We start from the raw sequence: 17,432 nt of genomic DNA, 5'->3' as shown, positions 1-17,432 counted from the left end.
GGAGTTATGTCATGAGTAAACTGTTAGACCGCTTTCGCTACTTTAAACAAAAGGGCGATACGTTTGCCGAGGGGCATGGGCAAGTAATGCACACCAACCGGGACTGGGAAGACAGCTATCGTCAGCGCTGGCAGTTCGACAAAATTGTGCGTTCTACCCACGGCGTTAACTGTACCGGCTCATGCAGCTGGAAGATCTACGTTAAAAACGGGCTTGTGACCTGGGAAACGCAGCAAACCGACTACCCGCGTACTCGTCCTGACCTGCCAAATCATGAGCCCCGTGGCTGTCCACGCGGCGCCAGCTACTCGTGGTATCTCTATAGCGCTAACCGCCTGAAATATCCGCTGGTGCGTAAACGCTTAATCGAATTGTGGCGCGACGCCCTCTCCCGCCAGCCCGATCCGGTGCTGGCCTGGGAATCCATTATGAACGACCCGCAAAAATGCCAGAGCTACAAGCAGGTACGCGGGCGCGGTGGATTTATCCGTTCGAACTGGAAAGAGCTTAATCAGCTGATTGCTGCCGCCAACGTCTGGACGGTGAAAACCTACGGCCCGGATCGCGTGGTCGGCTTCTCCCCGATCCCGGCGATGTCGATGGTTTCCTATGCCGCCGGCACACGCTATCTCTCGCTAATCGGCGGAACCTGTCTGAGTTTCTATGACTGGTACTGCGACTTACCGCCCGCGTCACCGATGACCTGGGGCGAGCAGACCGACGTTCCTGAATCCGCCGACTGGTATAACTCCAGCTATATCATCGCCTGGGGCTCTAACGTGCCGCAGACCCGTACCCCGGATGCGCACTTTTTCACAGAAGTACGCTACAAAGGCACCAAGACGATTGCCATTACGCCGGATTACTCGGAAGTCGCTAAACTGTGCGATCAGTGGCTGGCACCCAAACAAGGGACAGACAGCGCGCTGGCAATGGCGATGGGCCACGTCATCCTGAAAGAGTTCCACCTCGACAATCCCAGCGATTATTTCCTCAATTACTGTCGTCGCTATACCGACATGCCGATGCTGGTTTTACTGGATGCCCGCGAAGATGGCAGCTACGTGCCTGGACGCATGATGCGTGCTTCAGACCTTGTCGATGGTCTGGGCGAAAGCAACAATCCAGAGTGGAAAACGGTAGCCTTTAACAGCGCTGGCGAACTGGTTGTCCCGAACGGATCTATCGGTTTTCGCTGGGGGGAAAAAGGCAAATGGAACCTGGAACCACTGGCGGCTGGCGCTGAAACTGAACTTTCTCTTTCGCTGCTTGGTCAGCATGATGAAGTGACCGGCGTGGCATTCCCCTATTTTGGCGGCAACGAAAACCCACATTTTCGCAGTGTAAAACAAGAACCGGTGCTGATCCGTCAACTGCCGGTAAAACATCTTACCCTCGCTGACGGTAGCCGTTGCCCGGTGGTGAGCGTCTATGATCTGGTGCTGGCGAATTATGGCCTCGATCGTGGTCTGGATGACGTTCATAGCGCGCAAGATTACAGCGAAGTGAAAGCCTACACCCCGGCCTGGGGCGAGCAAATTACGGGGGTGCCACGCCGTCATATCGAACAGATCGCCCGTGAGTTTGCTGATACTGCGCACAAAACGCATGGCCGTTCGATGATCATTCTCGGGGCTGGCGTGAACCACTGGTATCACATGGATATGAACTACCGTGGCATGATTAATATCCTGGTGTTCTGTGGCTGTGTGGGACAAAGCGGCGGCGGCTGGGCGCACTATGTGGGTCAGGAGAAACTGCGTCCGCAAACCGGTTGGTTGCCGCTGGCCTTTGCGCTGGACTGGAACCGACCACCGCGTCAGATGAACAGCACTTCGTTTTTCTACAACCATTCCAGCCAGTGGCGTTATGAAAAACTTACCGCACAGGAACTCCTCTCTCCACTGGCCGATGCGTCGAAGTTTAGCGGACATTTGATTGACTTTAACGTGCGGGCTGAAAGGATGGGCTGGCTGCCGTCTGCGCCGCAGCTTAATCTCAACCCTTTGACTGTTAAAGCAAAAGCCGAACAAGCAGGGCTATCTCCTGCGCAATACACCGCACAGGCGCTGAAGTCAGGTGATATTCGTTTTGCCTGCGAACAGCCAGATAACGGCAACAACCATCCGCGCAACCTCTTCGTCTGGCGCTCTAACCTGCTCGGCTCCTCCGGTAAAGGGCATGAATACATGCTCAAATATTTGCTGGGTACCGAAAGCGGGATCCAGGGGGAAGCGCTCGGTTCAAGCGAGGGTATTAAACCTGAAGAGGTTGAATGGCAGTCGGCGGCGATAGAGGGCAAGCTCGATCTGCTGGTCACGCTCGATTTCCGTATGTCCAGTACCTGTTTGTTCTCCGATATCGTTCTGCCAACCGCTACCTGGTATGAAAAAGACGATATGAATACCTCGGATATGCATCCGTTTATTCACCCGTTGTCTGCGGCGGTCGACCCGGCATGGGAATCGAAGAGCGACTGGGAAATTTATAAAGGCATCGCCAAAGTATTTTCTAAGGTTTGCGTCGGACACCTTGGACAAGAAACGGATGTGGTATTGCAACCGCTGCAACACGACTCTCCGGCAGAGCTGGCGCAGCCGTTTGACATTCAGGACTGGCGCAAAGGCGAATGCGATCTCCTCCCGGGCAAAACGGCACCGAATATCGCCGTTGTGGAGCGTGACTACCCCGCCACCTACGAACGCTTTACTTCACTTGGCCCGCTCATGGACAAACTCGGTAACGGCGGGAAAGGCATTGCGTGGAATACCCAGGCGGAAGTCGATTTCCTAGGCAAGCTGAACTACACCAAGCGCGAAGGCCCGGCAAAAGGACGCCCGCTGATTGACACTGCGCTGGATGCATCTGAGGTGATCCTCGCCCTGGCACCGGAAACAAACGGTCAGGTGGCGGTGAAAGCCTGGGAAGCGCTGGGGGCGATGACCGGACGCGACCATACGCACCTGGCATTGAACAAAGAAGACGAAAAGATCCGTTTTCGCGATATCCAGGCGCAGCCGCGCAAAATCATCTCCAGCCCCACCTGGTCTGGGTTGGAAAGTGAACATGTTTCCTATAACGCAGGCTATACCAACGTCCACGAGCTGATCCCATGGCGTACTCTGTCCGGTCGCCAGCAGCTGTATCAGGATCACGCGTGGATGCGAGCGTTCGGTGAAAGTCTGGTGGCGTATCGTCCACCTATCGATACCCGCAGCGTCAGTGAAATGCGCGAGGTTCCGCCTAACGGCTTCCCGGAAAAAGCGCTCAACTTCCTGACGCCGCACCAGAAATGGGGGATCCACTCCACCTATAGCGAAAACCTGCTGATGCTGACGCTGTCGCGCGGCGGACCGATTGTCTGGATCAGTGAAACCGATGCCAAAGAGCTGGGCATTGAGGATAACGACTGGATTGAAGCCTTCAACGCCAACGGTGCGCTCACCGCGCGTGCAGTGGTGAGTCAACGCGTGCCACCGGGAATGACCATGATGTATCACGCTCAGGAGCGAATCATGAATATCCCTGGCTCAGAAGTGACCGGGATGCGCGGCGGGATCCATAACTCGGTGACCCGCGTCTGCCCGAAACCCACGCACATGATAGGTGGCTATGCGCAGCTGGCATACAGCTTCAACTATTACGGTACGGTCGGCTCTAACCGCGATGAGTTCATCATGATTAGAAAAATGAAAAATATTAACTGGCTGGATGATGAAGGTCGCGATCAGGTACAGGAGGCGAAAAAATGAAAATACGCTCACAGGTAGGCATGGTTCTTAATCTGGATAAGTGCATCGGCTGCCACACCTGCTCCGTTACCTGCAAAAACGTCTGGACCGGACGTGAAGGGATGGAATACGCGTGGTTTAACAACGTCGAGACCAAACCGGGTATTGGTTATCCGAAGAACTGGGAAGATCAGGAAGAGTGGCAAGGCGGCTGGGTTCGCGATGTTAACGGCAAAATAAGACCGCGTCTGGGCGGCAAGATGGGCGTCATCACCAAAATTTTCGCCAACCCGGTGATCCCGCAAATTGACGACTACTATGAACCGTTTACCTACGATTATCAGCATCTGCATAGCGCGCCGGAAAGCAAGAATCAGCCCACCGCACGCCCACGTTCGCTGATCGATGGTAAACGGATGGACAAGATTATCTGGGGTCCAAACTGGGAAGAACTGCTTGGCGGTGAATTTTCAAAACGTGCCCGCGACCGTAACTTCGAGAAGATGCAAAAGGAGATGTACGGCCAGTTCGAAAACACCTTCATGATGTATTTACCGCGCCTGTGCGAGCACTGCCTGAATCCAAGCTGTGTCGCCACCTGCCCAAGCGGTGCTATCTATAAGCGTGAAGAAGACGGCATTGTGCTGATCGACCAGGACAAATGTCGCGGCTGGCGCTTGTGCATCAGCGGCTGTCCGTACAAAAAAATCTACTTTAACTGGAAGAGCGGTAAGTCAGAGAAGTGCATTTTCTGCTACCCACGTATTGAGTCCGGCCAGCCGACGGTATGTTCGGAAACCTGCGTTGGACGTATTCGTTATCTCGGCGTATTGCTGTACGACGCCGACCGCATCGAAGAAGCGGCCAGCACCGAGCATGAGACCGATCTCTATGAGCGTCAGTGCGATGTATTCCTCAATCCGCACGATCCGGCGGTCATTGAAGAGGCGTTAAAACAAGGTATTCCGCACAACGTCATCGAAGCGGCCCAACGTTCGCCAGTCTACAAAATGGCGATGGACTGGAAGCTGGCGCTGCCGCTGCACCCGGAATATCGCACCCTGCCGATGGTCTGGTATGTACCGCCATTGTCACCGATTCAGTCGGTCGCCGACGCGGGCGGACTGCCGCACAATGGCAACATTTTGCCTGCGGTTGAGTCGCTGCGAATTCCGGTTCAGTACCTCGCCAACATGCTCAGTGCGGGTGATACCGGTCCGGTGCTGCGCGCGCTGAAACGTATGATGGCCATGCGCCACTATATGCGTGCGCAAACAGTGGAAGGCGTGACGGACACCCGCGCGATTGAGGAAGTAGGTTTGACCGTTGAGCAGGTTGAAGAGATGTATCGCTATCTGGCCATCGCCAACTATGAGGACCGCTTTGTGATCCCGACCAGCCACCGTGAAATGGCGCGCGATGCCTTCCCGGAGAAAAACGGCTGCGGATTTACTTTCGGTGACGGCTGCCATGGCTCAGATACCAAATTCAACCTGTTTAACAGTAGCCGTATTGATGCCATCGACATCACCGAAGTGCGCGATAAAGCGGAGGGTGAATAATGCAAATCCTGAAGGTTATCGGCCTGCTGATGGAATATCCCGACGAGCTGCTGTGGGAGTGTAAAGACGACGCGCTGGCGCTTGTGGCCAGCGATGCCCCCATGCTTACCGAATTTAGCCAGGGGTTGCTCAATGCGCCACTGCTGGATAAACAAGCGGAATGGTGCGAAATCTTTGACCGGGGCCGGGCCACCTCTCTGCTGCTGTTTGAGCACGTGCACGCCGAGTCCCGTGACCGGGGTCAGGCGATGGTTGATCTGCTGGCGCAGTATGAAAAGGTCGGGCTACAGCTCGACTGCCGCGAACTACCGGATCATCTGCCGTTGTATCTGGAGTATTTGAGCGTGTTGCCGGAGGACCAGGCCAAAGAAGGACTGCAGAACGTTGCTCCGATTCTGGCTCTGTTAGGCGGGCGCTTAAAACAGCGCGATACGCCATGGTATCAACTGTTTGACGCCCTGCTGCTGCTTGCCGGAAGCCCTCTTTCAAGTGACAGTGTCACCAAACAGGTTGGTGCTGAAACCCGCGATGATACTCGTCAGGCGCTGGATGCGGTGTGGGAAGAGGAACAGGTGAAGTTTATCGAGGATAACGCCACCGCCTGCGACAGTTCACCGTTACAAAACTATCAACGACGCTTTAGCCAGGACGTTGCGCCGCAGTATGTCGACATCAGCGCGGGAGGCCCGAAATGATACAGTACCTGAACGTCTTTTTTTACGATATCTACCCGTACCTGTGCGGTACGGTATTTATCCTCGGCAGTTGGCTACGCTATGACTACGGGCAATACACCTGGCGCGCCTCTTCCAGCCAGATGCTGGACAAACGCGGCATGGTGCTGTGGTCAAACCTGTTCCACATCGGCATTCTGGGGATCTTTTTCGGTCACCTGTTCGGCATGCTAACGCCGCACTGGATGTATGCCTGGTTCCTGCCGATTGCGGTGAAACAACAGATGGCGATGATTGCCGGTGGGCTTTGTGGCGTACTGACGCTGGTTGGTGGCGCAGGTTTGCTGGTGCGGCGTCTGACCAACCCGCGCATTCGTGCAACGTCTTCCACCGCTGATATTCTGATCCTTTGCGTTCTGCTGATTCAGTGTATCCTCGGCTTAACCACCATCCCGTTCTCCGCACAGCATCCTGACGGCAGTGAAATGCTGAAACTGGTTGGTTGGGCGCAGTCAGTGGTGACCTTCCAGGGCGGCGCGTCTGCACATCTGGATGGCGTGGCGTTGATTTTCCGTGTGCACCTGGTTCTGGGGATGACTATCTTCCTGCTATTCCCGTTCACCCGTCTGGTCCACGTATGGAGTGCGCCGTTTGAGTACTTCACTCGCCGCTATCAGATAGTGCGTTCCCGCCGATAATTGAACTCTGATGCCCGGTAGCGCTTGCGCTTACCGGGCCTGCATCGCTATCCCGCTTTTTGTACGTTATGATGCTTCTCCATTTCAGGGAGAACACTAATGAAACCACAGGTTTACCACGTCGATGCCTTTACCTCGGTCCCTTTTCGCGGCAACTCAGCAGGTGTGGTTTTACATGCTGATGGACTGAGTGACGCGCAGATGCAGCTCATCGCTCGCGAGCTGCGTCATTCAGAAACCGCATTTCTGCTGACCAGTGACGACAGCGATGTTCGCATCCGCTATTTCACCCCGACGGTCGAAGTTCCTATCTGTGGGCATGCTACCGTCGCCGCGCATTATGTGCGGGCCAAGGTGCTGGGTCTGGGCAACTGCACGGTCTGGCAAACCTCGCTGGCCGGACGTCATCGGGTGGATATTGACGCTACCGGGAACGACTATCGCATTAGCCTTGAGCAAGGTGAACCGGGTTTTGAACCTCCGCTGGAGGGCGCTGTTCGTACTGCGATTCTCGATGCGCTGCACCTGAGCGAAGACGATATGCTGGCAGGCTTACCCATTCAGGTTGCCACGACCGGGCATTCGAAAGTGATGATTCCACTGAAACCCGAGGTGGACCTTGACGCCCTTTCCCCTGATTTACCGGCTTTGACCGCTATCAGCCAGCAAATTGGCTGTAACGGTTTCTTCCCTTTTCAAATCCGCGAGGGCGAAAACGCCACTGATGGCCGCATGTTTTCACCTGCTATTGGTATTGTGGAAGACCCGGTTACCGGCAATGCCAACGGTCCAATGGGCGCATGGTTGGTCCACCATGGGTTGATGGCGCATGATGGGAAAACGTTACGTGTTCAGGGGCATCAGGGCCGTGCGCTCGGGCGCGACGGGATTGTTGATGTGACGGTGACTATCCGTGAAAACCAGCCGGAAAAAGTCACCATTACCGGTTCGGCGGTGATCCTGTTTCACGCAGAATGGGCGATAGATTTTTAATTGTTCCCGTAGGCCGGATAAGGCGATGACGCCGCATCCGGCATTAATTCCGATGCCCCTATTTCCCCGCCTCCGGATGCGTATCAAACGCCGCCATGACCGTCGCCAGCTCATCTTCGGTAAATCCATGCTTCACGTCATCCACACCCAGTCCAAATCGTTCTTGCAACAATGCATACAAACTGGCGACGTCAGGCAAATTAATCTGCTCTACCGCATGTCCATCCTGATAATGGGTAAAGTGAAAATTGGTTAACGTTAATTTCCCGCCGTCGGGCAGATGACGGCACATCAGCAGATGATGGCGAAAATGTGATTGCGGCCAGTGTGCGGACCAGAAGTTGCCCATCAGATAATCGCTCTGATGCTGCGCGACCAGATCGAAACGATACATTGACTGCCAGTGTTCGTGATGACGGAACTGGAGGATCCAATCTTCACCTTCCTGAATCAGCCGATATTCGCCGTGTGGCGTCTTCTGCTCAGTGTTGGCCTGCAGACGAATTGGTGCTGTCAGAGTTTGCCCGCCGAAGCCAACGTCGGCTATCCACTGTTCACCCTGTAATTCAACCAGCAACAGACGATGCGTGCGCGGCGGCAGGCTTGACGGATTTGCCAGTACCACGCGACCGAGAAGGCTACGTACGTTAAAACCGATTTCGCGTAACGCGCGCTCAAACACGCCATTCTGTTCAAAGCAATAACCGCCACGACGCGCCGTTACCAGCTTCTCTTCCAGCGACAAATCGTCAAGCTGCATCTCTCTTGGCAATAATACGTCCAGGTTTTCAAAGGGAATTGCGCTGTTGTGCAGTAGATGTAGCGCTTGCAAGGTTTCAAGGTTGACGTTGGCCGAACCTGACCAGCCAATACGGGCAAAATAAGCGGTTAAAAAAGGCGTCATACGGAGTTCCTGTTCGATTAATGCAGTACTTATAACGTATTTTTCGTTTTACGCTGTCGATTTTGTGCGTTGTTAATTCCTGTGAGGCGACAAAATCGCTAATACCGTTAATATCTATGTTTATTGTGGTGTGTTATCTCTCAGCCAAGGAGCATCCATGAGCCATTTTCGTCCGATCGAATTAAAACATGCCAGCCGGCTACTCAATCATGGCCCAACGATATTGATAACCAGCCAGGATGAGCATACCGAGCGGCGAAATGTGATGGCTGCGGCATGGTCAATGCCCGTGGAATTTGAGCCGCCGCGGGTAGCAATTGTTGTTGATAAGACCGCCTGGTCGCGAGATCTCATTGAACGTAGCGGTAAATTCGGCATCGTTATTCCGGGTATCGCCGCCGTCAACTGGACCTGGGCCGTAGGCAGCGTTTCCGGTCGCGTGGAAGATAAATTCAACTGTTACGGCATTCCCGTGGTGCAAGGACCCGTGCTAGGTTTACCGCTGATAGAAGCGAAATGTCTGGCCTGGATGGAGTGTCGCCTGTTGCCAGCCACGGCGGCACAGGAAAAATATGACACTCTGTTTGGGGAAGTAGTCTCCGCTGCTGCTGATGAGCGAGCCTTCGTGGAAGGACGCTGGCAGTTTGATGATGGCAAGCTCAATACTCTGCATCACCTTGGGGCCGGAACGTTTATCTCCAGCGGGAAACGCATTATCGCAGGTGAATGATAGTATGCTAACGGATGGCAGTTCTGCTCTGTCATCCGCAACTGTTTTCTTAAAACTTCTGAAAAACCAGTTAGATAAATTACTCTGCCTTCCTTGCCTAATCATTAATGTGAATTATAGTTAATCTTGCACTAACGCAAATACCTAATCAAAACGCTATCCGTCAAAGCAGCATCCCCAACTGTACTTTGAAGTGTCAGAGAGGTTTTACGATGCAACTTAATAGAATCGCACAAAGTTTTATACTTGCTGGGTTACTCACATCGTTTTCTATTCCCTTATGGCCGCTGAAGCCCCCAAAGACGCTACAGCCGCCACGCAACAAGCCAACAACGCGCTTTACAATCAACTGCCCTTCTCCGATAACACCGACTTTACCGACGCCCACAAAGGCTTTATCGCCCCACTCCCGCAGGACGTGATCAAGGGCGAGCAGGGAAATGTTATCTGGAATCCGCAGCAGTACGCGTTCATCAAAGAAGGCGATAAAGCCCCGGATACGGTAAACCCGAGCCTGTGGCGTCAATCTCAGTTGATCAACATCAGCGGGCTGTTTGAAGTAACGGATGGCGTTTACCAGATTCGTAACCTCGATCTGTCAAACATGACCATTATTGAAGGTAAAGAAGGCATCACCGTTGTTGACCCGCTGGTCTCGGCAGAAACGGCCAAAGTCGGGATGGATCTTTACTTTAAAAACCGCGGTCAAAAACCAGTTGTTGCGGTGATTTATACCCACAGCCACGTTGACCATTACGGCGGCGTACGCGGCGTTGTCGATGAAGCCGACGTTAAAGCGGGCAAAGTGAAAGTTTATGCGCCAGCCGGCTTTATGGAAGCCGCGGTCGCTGAGAATATCATGGCCGGTAACGTCATGAGCCGCCGCGCGAGCTACATGTATGGCAACCTGTTAAAACCTGATGCCAAAGGCCAGGTCGGCGCGGGACTGGGAACCACGACCTCCGCGGGAACCGTTACCCTGATTGCGCCAACAAATATCATTGAGAAAGATGGACAAAAAGAGGTCATCGACGGCCTGACCTATGACTTCATGCTGGCTCCGGGTTCCGAAGCACCATCGGAAATGCTGTGGTACATCGAAGAGAAGAAACTGATTGAATCCGCAGAAGATGTTACCCACACCCTGCACAACACCTACTCCCTGCGCGGAGCCAAAATTCGTGAGCCGCTGCCGTGGTCCAAATACATCAACGAAGCGATTGTGCGCTGGGGTGATAAAGCCGAGGTGCTGATGGCGCAGCACCACTGGCCAACCTGGGGTAATGACAAGGTGGTCAGCCTGCTGAAAAGTCAGCGCGATCTGTATCGTTACATCAACGACCAGACGCTACGCATGGCTAACGAAGGTCTGACCCGCGATGAAATCGCTGCCAACTTTAAGCTGCCGGACTCACTGGCACATACCTGGGCTAACCGCGGTTACTATGGCTCAGTGAGCCATGACGTAAAAGCGACCTATGTGCTCTATCTCGGCTGGTTTGACGGCAACCCGGCAACGCTGGATGAGCTGCCGCCGGAAGAGTCTGCGAAGAAATTTGTCGACTACATGGGTGGTGCGGACGCCATTTTGCAGAAAGCAAAAGCAGACTATGACCAGGGCAACTACCGCTGGGTGGCACAGGTGGTAAGCAAAGTCGTGTTTGCCGATCCAAATAACCAGGCCGCACGTAATCTGGAAGCAGATGCGCTTGAGCAACTGGGTTATCAGGCTGAATCCGGCCCGTGGCGTAACTTCTACCTGACCGGCGCGCAAGAGCTGCGTAACGGCGTGGTCAAAGGCCCAACCCCGAATACCGCCAGCCCGGATACCGTTCGTGCTATGACGCCGGAAATGTTCTTCGATTATCTGGCAGTGCATATTAACGGACAAAAAGCGGGTGATGCGAAGTCGGTGTTTAACATCGATCTTGGCAGTGATGGCGGTAAATATAAGCTTGAGCTGGAGAATGGCGTCCTGAACCATACCGCCAATGCCGAAGCGAAAGATGCCGATGCTACGATCACGCTTAATCGCGATACGCTGAACAAAATCATCCTCAAGGAAGTGACGCTGAAACAGGCACAAGACAGCGGTGACGTGAAGATAACCGGTGACGGCGCCAAGCTTGATGCCATGCTCGGCTATATGGATAAATTCGAATTCTGGTTCAACATCGTTACGCCATAAGCACAACGAAAACGGGCGGAAATCCGCCCGTTTTTTCTTACATACTGTAGCCAGGTTTTTTAATTAATCTCGCCATCTGCGGCACAATTTCCTTATCCCACACGGCCTGCCACGCCTCTGGCTCAACTTCATTGAGCGCCACGCTGACTGAACTGTCTTTGCTTTGCAAATGACGAATAATAACCTCGGTAATATCCGCCGCCAGGGCGGTTTTCTGTTCGTCGGTAAGAGAGCGAGGAAAACATTTAATATCAACGTGCGGCATAGCAGATTCCTTATTGTTTTGGGTTGCAGGTAACTTATGCGGACTCTCGTTCTACCAGATGAAAACCGACATCAATAATATCGTCTTCACGCGGAATTTGTTCGATACGATCGGCAAGCAGTGAGGCAGCACGTTGCCCGATGGCCCGTCTGTCGACGCTGACGGTGGTGATGGCGGGCCGATTGCTGGCAGCAAAATCCAGATCGCCAAAACCGATTACCGCCAACTCTTGCGGCACGCGTATACCGCGACTTTCGGCCTCCATGATCGCCCCCTGGGCTAGCGTATCTGAGCTACAGACAATGACATCAAACGCGCCTTCAGCCAATAGCTGCGTTAATCCAGAGCGTCCCAATGCCAGAGAGGCCGGAAGTGGGACGTCCACCTGTGCGTCAGCAGCAATACCATGACGACTCAACGCATCGCACAGTCCTTGTTTACGCTGGCCTGCCCGGCGATCGGCAGTCCATAACAACCCCGGACGTCGATAGCCTTTATTCAGCAGATAGTCTGCCACCGCTTGCCCGACCTTTTCATGCGAAAAACCGACCAGCATATCGATGGGTGTTGGGGTTAAATCCCAGATTTCCACGACCGGGATGGCCGCATTAAGAATCACTTTTTTAAGCTCGGAGGTATGATGAATACCGGTGAGTACTACACCATCCGGGCGACGAGAAAGCAGCGTCGCCACCAGCTCCGCCTCTGTTTGCGGCGTATAACCCGACACGCAGAGCAAAATGTGGTATCCGCGTTCTGCCAGTTCATCACTTAATGACTGGATGGTATCGACAAACATATTGTTGTTAATTTGCGGAATAACCACGGCGATAAGCTTGCTGCGACGCGACGCCAGTCCCCCAGCCAGTGCGTTGGGAATATAGCCGGTGGCGCGCACCGCCTGCATCACTTTTTCAACCGTTTTCGGGCGCACCAGGTGCGGGGTATTCAACGCCCTGCTCACCGTCATGGGTGACAATCCCGCGGTACGGGCAACATCTTCCAGCGTGGGTGCGCGCGGAGGTCTGGAGTTTTTCACTGTCGATGCCCTTGTCAAAAATTGCCGATTTATGCTGGCATTATTCATCATGATTTTGGCTATTGCCAGCGTCGCTCGGTGATAACGCAGGGAAAACAGCAGCTTAGTTAATTAAGCTTCATTCATAATGATAGCGCAATCACAATGATTTGTGCATTTCTCCATAAAGTACTGGAATGTGACGTCGTTTATAATTTACCACCCTTCTCTCTCTGAATTTGTGAGCAATTGTTCAAATCGCAGTCAATTCGCTGGCACAGTGATTGCGCTAACATTAAAAATGATAGCGCAATCATTTGTTATCACCAGGAGAGAACAATATGTCTTTAAGTGCCAATTCCGATGCCGTGACCTATGCCAAATCGGCTAACGCTAAAACCGCAGCAGAAACCGGTGACCGTATTGAATGGGTAAAACTGTCTCTGGCTTTCCTTCCTCTGGCAACCCCCGTGAGCGATGCCAAAGTGCTCACCGGTCGCCAGAAACCGCTAACTGAAGTCGCCATAATCATCGCCGAGATCCGCAGCCGCGACGGGTTTGAAGGTGTGGGATTTAGTTACTCCAAGCGGGCTGGCGGCCAGGGAATCTATGCGCATGCCAAAGAAATTGCCGATAACCTGTTAGGTGAAGATCCAAACGATATTGACAAGATCTACACCAAGCTGCTGTGGGCTGGCGCTTCCGTGGGGCGCAGCGGCATGGCGGTACAGGCCATCTCCCCTATCGATATCGCATTATGGGATATGAAAGCCAAGCGTGCAGGATTGCCGCTGGCAAAACTGCTTGGCGCGCATCGGGACTCCGTGCAGTGCTACAACACCTCCGGCGGATTCCTGCATACGCCGCTGGATCAGGTGCTAAAAAACGTGGTTATTTCCCGTGAAAACGGCATTGGTGGTATCAAACTCAAGGTTGGTCAGCCAAACTGCGCCGAGGATATTCGCCGCTTAACCGCGGTGCGTGAAGCGCTGGGGGATGACTTCCCGCTAATGGTCGATGCCAATCAGCAGTGGGATCGGGAAACCGCCATCCGTATGGGACGTAAAATGGAGCAGTTCAATCTAATCTGGATTGAAGAGCCGCTGGACGCCTACGATGTTGAAGGCCACGCCCAACTGGCCGCCGCGCTTGATACCCCGATTGCCACCGGTGAAATGCTGACCAGCTTCCGCGAACATGAACAGCTGATCCTCGGCAATGCCAGCGATTTTGTGCAGCCCGATGCACCGCGTGTGGGAGGGATTTCACCGTTCCTGAAAATTATGGACCTGGCGGCTAAACATGGTCGCAAGTTGGCTCCACACTTCGCTATGGAAGTTCACCTGCATCTGTCCGCTGCTTATCCGCTTGAGCCATGGCTGGAGCATTTCGAATGGCTGAACCCGTTATTTAACGAACAACTTGAGCTGCGCGATGGCCGGATGTGGGTTTCCGATCGTCACGGTCTGGGCTTCAGCATCAGCGAGCAGGCGCGCCGCTGGACGCAATTAACCTGCGAGTTTGGCAAACGTCCTTAATTAATTTGGCGGGTAAGCAATACCCGCCCTCCTCCCCTACAAAAACGCTCTCAACCTTATGAAAGGAGTGGGTGATGAACACAATAATAAAGCGTACAAAAGTGCGTTACGGCATTCTGATATTTCTGTTTCTTGCGACCGTATTTAATTACGCCGATCGCGCGACGTTATCCGTCGTGGCGCCGATTATGAGCAAAGAATTAGGTTTTGATCCTGAAGCAATGGGGCTGGCCTTTTCTGCCTTCGGTATTTCTTATGTCATTATGCAACTCCCCGGCGGCTGGCTGCTGGATCGCTATGGCTCGCGTCTGGTATACGGCTGCGCACTGATTGGCTGGTCGCTGGTCACTATGTTTCAGGGCACCATTTATCTGTACGCCAGCCCGCTTGTCGTATTGATTATCTTACGATTACTGATGGGTGCGATTGAAGCTCCGGCCTTTCCGGCCAATAGCCGATTAAGCGTGCAGTGGTTTCCTAATAACGAACGGGGCTTTGTTACCTCTGTCTATCAGGCCGCGCAATATATCTCGTTAGGGATTATTACGCCGCTAATGACGATTATTTTGCATAATCTCAGTTGGCACTTTGTGTTTTATTACATTGGGGCAATAGGCGTTATTCTTGGCATCTTCTGGTTGGTCAAAGTCAGAGACCCTATGCATCATCCAAAGGTGAACCAGCAGGAAATTGACTATATTCGGGAAGGCGGTGGTGAACCGTCGCTGGGTAATAAAAAAGAACCACAGAAGATTACCTTTGCGCAAATTAAAAGCGTCTGCGTCAACCGCATGATGATTGGCGTATATATCGGACAGTTCTGCGTGACATCCATTACCTGGTTCTTCCTGACCTGGTTCCCTACTTATCTGTATCAGGCGAAAGGCATGTCGATCCTCAAAGTGGGGTTTGTCGCCAGTATCCCTGCCATTGCCGGTTTTATCGGTGGATTATTAGGCGGTGTTTTCTCCGACTGGCTTTTAAAGCGCGGCTACAGCCTGACGATTGCCCGTAAGCTGCCGGTTATCTGCGGAATGCTGCTTTCCTGCGTCATCGTTATCGCCAACTACACCTCGTCAGAATTTGTGGTGATCGCGGCGATGAGTCTGGCGTTTTTCGCCAAAGGTTTTGGCAATCTGGGATGGTGCGTACTTAGCGATACCTCGCCAAAAGAAGTGCTCGGTATTGCAGGTGGCGTTTTCAATATGTGCGGCAATATGGCCAGTATCATCACGCCACTGGTGATCGGCATCATTCTGGCGAATACCCAGTCTTTTGATTACGCCATTCTGTACGTCGGTTCGATGGGGCTGATTGGTCTGATTTCTTATCTGTTTATCGTGGGTCCATTGGATCGTATTACGCTGACCCCTTCTGTCGCGTAATTTAAAACTTATGGCGATAGTTCGCCCGCTGTTCCGGGATTTGCACTCCTGCGGAACAGCGTTTTTTACTCAAATAATCTTATTGCTTTTCAGTACGGTACGCAGCCTCGGATGCTGACAAACCGCATCGGCGATGGCGCTAATATTCGGCGTGTTGTCCTGAAACCAGTCATGCCCTGGTCCCCAGGTGCGCATAACGGCAATGTAAATGTCCAGCAGTGTTAGCTGATCCCCAAATGCGTACGGCTCGGCGCTTAGCTGGTTGTTCAGCCACATATAGAGGGATTTACGGTACTCAATGCAGTTCTTTTTCAACTGCGCCGGGGCGTCCGGTACCCATCGGTCAGGATAATCGGCATAGGTAAACGTGGGATAGACATTTGCCACCAACCATATCAGCAGACGCTGAAACTGCTGGCGTTCGGCGTGTCCAACGGGTGGTGAAAGTTCGGGGCGACGATCGAGGATCATCAGCGCGATCGCCGCCGTTTCCGTCAACACGCTGCCATTTTCCAGTACCAGCGTGGGCACCTGGCATAGTGGATTCATTGTTTTAAGCAACTCCCGCGAAGGACCATCGCTGTCAAAACCGTCCACATCAATAAAGCTGTAAGGGATCTCCGCCAGTGTGAGCATCACTTCACTGATGGCCGATCCCCAGCCCGGTACCCCATAGACCTTAATCATGCTGCAACCCCCAACGTTAAAACCCTAAGTGTAGAGCAGCATTCGGCAACCTATGCAGACATGATTATTACTTTCATAATAACAATGGTCGAATACCGGGGGAGAATAAGCAATGCGTTCCAGTATGTTTGAATACATGAACATTTTTGTACAGGTTGTTGAGCAAGGTGGATTTGCCAGAGCCGCAGATGTGTTACACCTGCACCGCCCTGCGGTGACCAAAGCTATCCAACATCTTGAAGACGATCTGGGGGCAAAGTTGCTTAACCGCACGACTCGTAAAGTGAGTCTGACAGAAGAAGGTGATGCTTTTTACCAACGCACAAAAATACTGCTCAGTGACGTTGATGACATCATGGCTTCTTTCTCGCCAACTCGCCCGCCACGCGGAAAACTCAGGGTTAATGCACCTCTGTCGCTGGCGCACTCCGTGTTAGTTCCTGCGCTGAAAGATTTCCAGTCGCGGTATCCTGACATCGAGATGGTGCTCACCTCCACCGACCGTAGAATCGATATGCTTGCCGAAGGCATCGACTGCATGATCCGTATTGGCGAGCTACAAGATTCGACCTTGATCTCCAGGCAGCTTGGTGAGGTCAAAATGGTGACCTGTGCTTCACCGGATTATCTGCAAAAACAGGGGGTGCCGCAGGTACCAGAGGATTTATCCCGACACCAGGCGCTTAACTTTTTTAGCGAGCGTCATCGCGAAGCGCTGGAATGGACCTTCGTCAACAGAGGTAAAACCGAATCGTTCACCCCCGCAGGGCGGATAAGCGTTGATAACTCCGATATTCTGTTGACCGGCTGCTTATCTGGACTCGGCATTATACGTGGCGTTCATGCTGTCCTTGCGCCCTATCTTCAGTCAGGCCAGCTTGTTGAGGTGCTGGCCGATTATACCGGAGAATCAAAACCAGTTTCGGTGCTTTACCCGGACAGACGTCATCTCGCCCCTCGGGTTCGGGTATTCATTGACTGGTTATGCGAACTTTTTAGCCAACAAAAACCGCGACTTCAGGGATTATTACAAAATAAGTAATAGTGAAGTTCCGCAAC

13 protein-coding genes and 1 pseudogene are annotated in these 17,432 nt (G+C 53.0%); 10 read left to right on the top strand and 4 right to left on the bottom strand.

Annotation, left to right across the window (positions count from 1 at the left end; all coding sequences use genetic code 11):
• Positions 1-11 precede the first annotated feature (11 nt).
• The 5 genes from OGY67_RS05195 to OGY67_RS05175 all read left to right on the top strand — a co-directional run bounded on the left by OGY67_RS05195 (position 12) and on the right by OGY67_RS05175 (position 7,658).
• The gene (locus tag OGY67_RS05195; RefSeq protein WP_286573647.1) at positions 12-3,752 is read left to right on the top strand and encodes a nitrate reductase subunit alpha; all 3,741 of its coding nucleotides are present in this window, start codon (positions 12-14) and stop codon (positions 3,750-3,752) included.
• On the top strand, positions 3,749-5,293 hold the full coding sequence (gene narH / locus OGY67_RS05190; protein ID WP_008784807.1) for a nitrate reductase subunit beta: 1,545 nt from the start codon (positions 3,749-3,751) through the stop codon (positions 5,291-5,293). Before OGY67_RS05195 ends, narH begins: the two co-directional genes overlap by 4 nt.
• On the top strand, positions 5,293-5,988 hold the full coding sequence (gene narW / locus OGY67_RS05185) for a nitrate reductase molybdenum cofactor assembly chaperone (RefSeq protein WP_286573645.1): 696 nt from the start codon (positions 5,293-5,295) through the stop codon (positions 5,986-5,988). Before narH ends, narW begins: the two co-directional genes overlap by 1 nt.
• On the top strand, positions 5,985-6,665 hold the full coding sequence (gene narI, locus OGY67_RS05180) for a respiratory nitrate reductase subunit gamma (protein ID WP_003833047.1): 681 nt from the start codon (positions 5,985-5,987) through the stop codon (positions 6,663-6,665). The genes narW and narI overlap by 4 nt, the downstream gene beginning before the upstream one ends.
• Positions 6,666-6,764: 99 nt before the next feature.
• Positions 6,765-7,658 carry a PhzF family isomerase gene (locus OGY67_RS05175; protein WP_137377935.1) on the top strand — a complete coding sequence of 298 codons (894 nt, stop codon included), beginning with the start codon at positions 6,765-6,767 and terminating at the stop codon, positions 7,656-7,658.
• A gap of 58 nt (positions 7,659-7,716) precedes the next feature.
• Here OGY67_RS05175 and nhoA read toward each other — a convergent pair whose 3' ends face one another.
• A complete protein-coding gene (gene nhoA, locus OGY67_RS05170) occupies positions 7,717-8,562 on the bottom strand; it encodes an N-hydroxyarylamine O-acetyltransferase (RefSeq protein WP_060682190.1) in 846 nt (281 codons plus the stop codon).
• Positions 8,563-8,719: 157 nt separating this feature from the next.
• Here nhoA and OGY67_RS05165 point away from each other — a divergent pair, with 157 nt between their 5' ends.
• Complete coding sequence (locus OGY67_RS05165; RefSeq protein WP_008784810.1) at positions 8,720-9,292, top strand: flavin reductase family protein; 573 nt, start codon at positions 8,720-8,722, stop codon at positions 9,290-9,292.
• A gap of 212 nt (positions 9,293-9,504) precedes the next feature.
• A pseudogene (locus tag OGY67_RS05160) lies at positions 9,505-11,480 on the top strand (alkyl/aryl-sulfatase).
• 37 nt (positions 11,481-11,517) lie between these two features.
• Here OGY67_RS05160 and pptA read toward each other — a convergent pair.
• Positions 11,518-11,745: a tautomerase PptA gene (pptA, locus tag OGY67_RS05155; protein ID WP_032943490.1), complete on the bottom strand. Its 228-nt coding sequence runs from the start codon at positions 11,743-11,745 to the stop codon at positions 11,518-11,520.
• A 34-nt stretch (positions 11,746-11,779) separates the two neighbouring features.
• The gene (locus tag OGY67_RS05150) at positions 11,780-12,832 is read right to left on the bottom strand and encodes a LacI family DNA-binding transcriptional regulator (RefSeq protein WP_448899707.1); all 1,053 of its coding nucleotides are present in this window, start codon (positions 12,830-12,832) and stop codon (positions 11,780-11,782) included.
• A 272-nt stretch (positions 12,833-13,104) separates the two neighbouring features.
• Between OGY67_RS05150 and OGY67_RS05145 the strand changes: the two genes are divergently transcribed.
• On the top strand, positions 13,105-14,301 hold the full coding sequence (locus OGY67_RS05145; RefSeq protein ID WP_032943493.1) for an L-talarate/galactarate dehydratase: 1,197 nt from the start codon (positions 13,105-13,107) through the stop codon (positions 14,299-14,301).
• 74 nt (positions 14,302-14,375) lie between these two features.
• Positions 14,376-15,686, top strand: coding sequence for an MFS transporter (locus OGY67_RS05140; RefSeq protein ID WP_008784815.1), 1,311 nt, complete (start codon positions 14,376-14,378; stop codon positions 15,684-15,686).
• Between the two features lie 69 nt (positions 15,687-15,755).
• On the opposite strand, the gene OGY67_RS05135 is transcribed toward OGY67_RS05140, so the two are convergent.
• Positions 15,756-16,373 carry a glutathione S-transferase family protein gene (locus tag OGY67_RS05135; RefSeq protein WP_126318050.1) on the bottom strand — a complete coding sequence of 206 codons (618 nt, stop codon included), beginning with the start codon at positions 16,371-16,373 and terminating at the stop codon, positions 15,756-15,758.
• 112 nt (positions 16,374-16,485) lie between these two features.
• On the opposite strand from OGY67_RS05135, the gene OGY67_RS05130 reads away from it, so the two are divergent.
• On the top strand, positions 16,486-17,415 hold the full coding sequence (locus OGY67_RS05130; RefSeq protein ID WP_286573640.1) for a LysR family transcriptional regulator: 930 nt from the start codon (positions 16,486-16,488) through the stop codon (positions 17,413-17,415).
• Positions 17,416-17,432 lie beyond the last annotated feature (17 nt).

This window comes from Citrobacter sp. Cpo015, assembly GCF_030333035.1.
Lineage (GTDB): Bacteria > Pseudomonadota > Gammaproteobacteria > Enterobacterales > Enterobacteriaceae > Citrobacter > Citrobacter portucalensis.
This window is presented reverse-complemented; position numbering and strand designations above follow the sequence as displayed.

Coding starts and splice junctions, on each gene's coding strand:
- OGY67_RS05175 (WP_137377935.1), top strand. CDS start 6,765: ATGAAACCACAGGTTTACCACGTCGATGCCTTTACCTCGGTCCCTTTT.
- narI (WP_003833047.1), top strand. CDS start 5,985: ATGATACAGTACCTGAACGTCTTTTTTTACGATATCTACCCGTACCTG.
- OGY67_RS05195 (WP_286573647.1), top strand. CDS start 12: ATGAGTAAACTGTTAGACCGCTTTCGCTACTTTAAACAAAAGGGCGAT.
- OGY67_RS05150 (WP_448899707.1), bottom strand. CDS start 12,832: ATGAATAATGCCAGCATAAATCGGCAATTTTTGACAAGGGCATCGACA.
- pptA (WP_032943490.1), bottom strand. CDS start 11,745: ATGCCGCACGTTGATATTAAATGTTTTCCTCGCTCTCTTACCGACGAA.
- narW (WP_286573645.1), top strand. CDS start 5,293: ATGCAAATCCTGAAGGTTATCGGCCTGCTGATGGAATATCCCGACGAG.
- OGY67_RS05140 (WP_008784815.1), top strand. CDS start 14,376: ATGAACACAATAATAAAGCGTACAAAAGTGCGTTACGGCATTCTGATA.
- OGY67_RS05145 (WP_032943493.1), top strand. CDS start 13,105: ATGTCTTTAAGTGCCAATTCCGATGCCGTGACCTATGCCAAATCGGCT.
- nhoA (WP_060682190.1), bottom strand. CDS start 8,562: ATGACGCCTTTTTTAACCGCTTATTTTGCCCGTATTGGCTGGTCAGGT.
- OGY67_RS05130 (WP_286573640.1), top strand. CDS start 16,486: ATGCGTTCCAGTATGTTTGAATACATGAACATTTTTGTACAGGTTGTT.
- OGY67_RS05135 (WP_126318050.1), bottom strand. CDS start 16,373: ATGATTAAGGTCTATGGGGTACCGGGCTGGGGATCGGCCATCAGTGAA.
- OGY67_RS05165 (WP_008784810.1), top strand. CDS start 8,720: ATGAGCCATTTTCGTCCGATCGAATTAAAACATGCCAGCCGGCTACTC.
- narH (WP_008784807.1), top strand. CDS start 3,749: ATGAAAATACGCTCACAGGTAGGCATGGTTCTTAATCTGGATAAGTGC.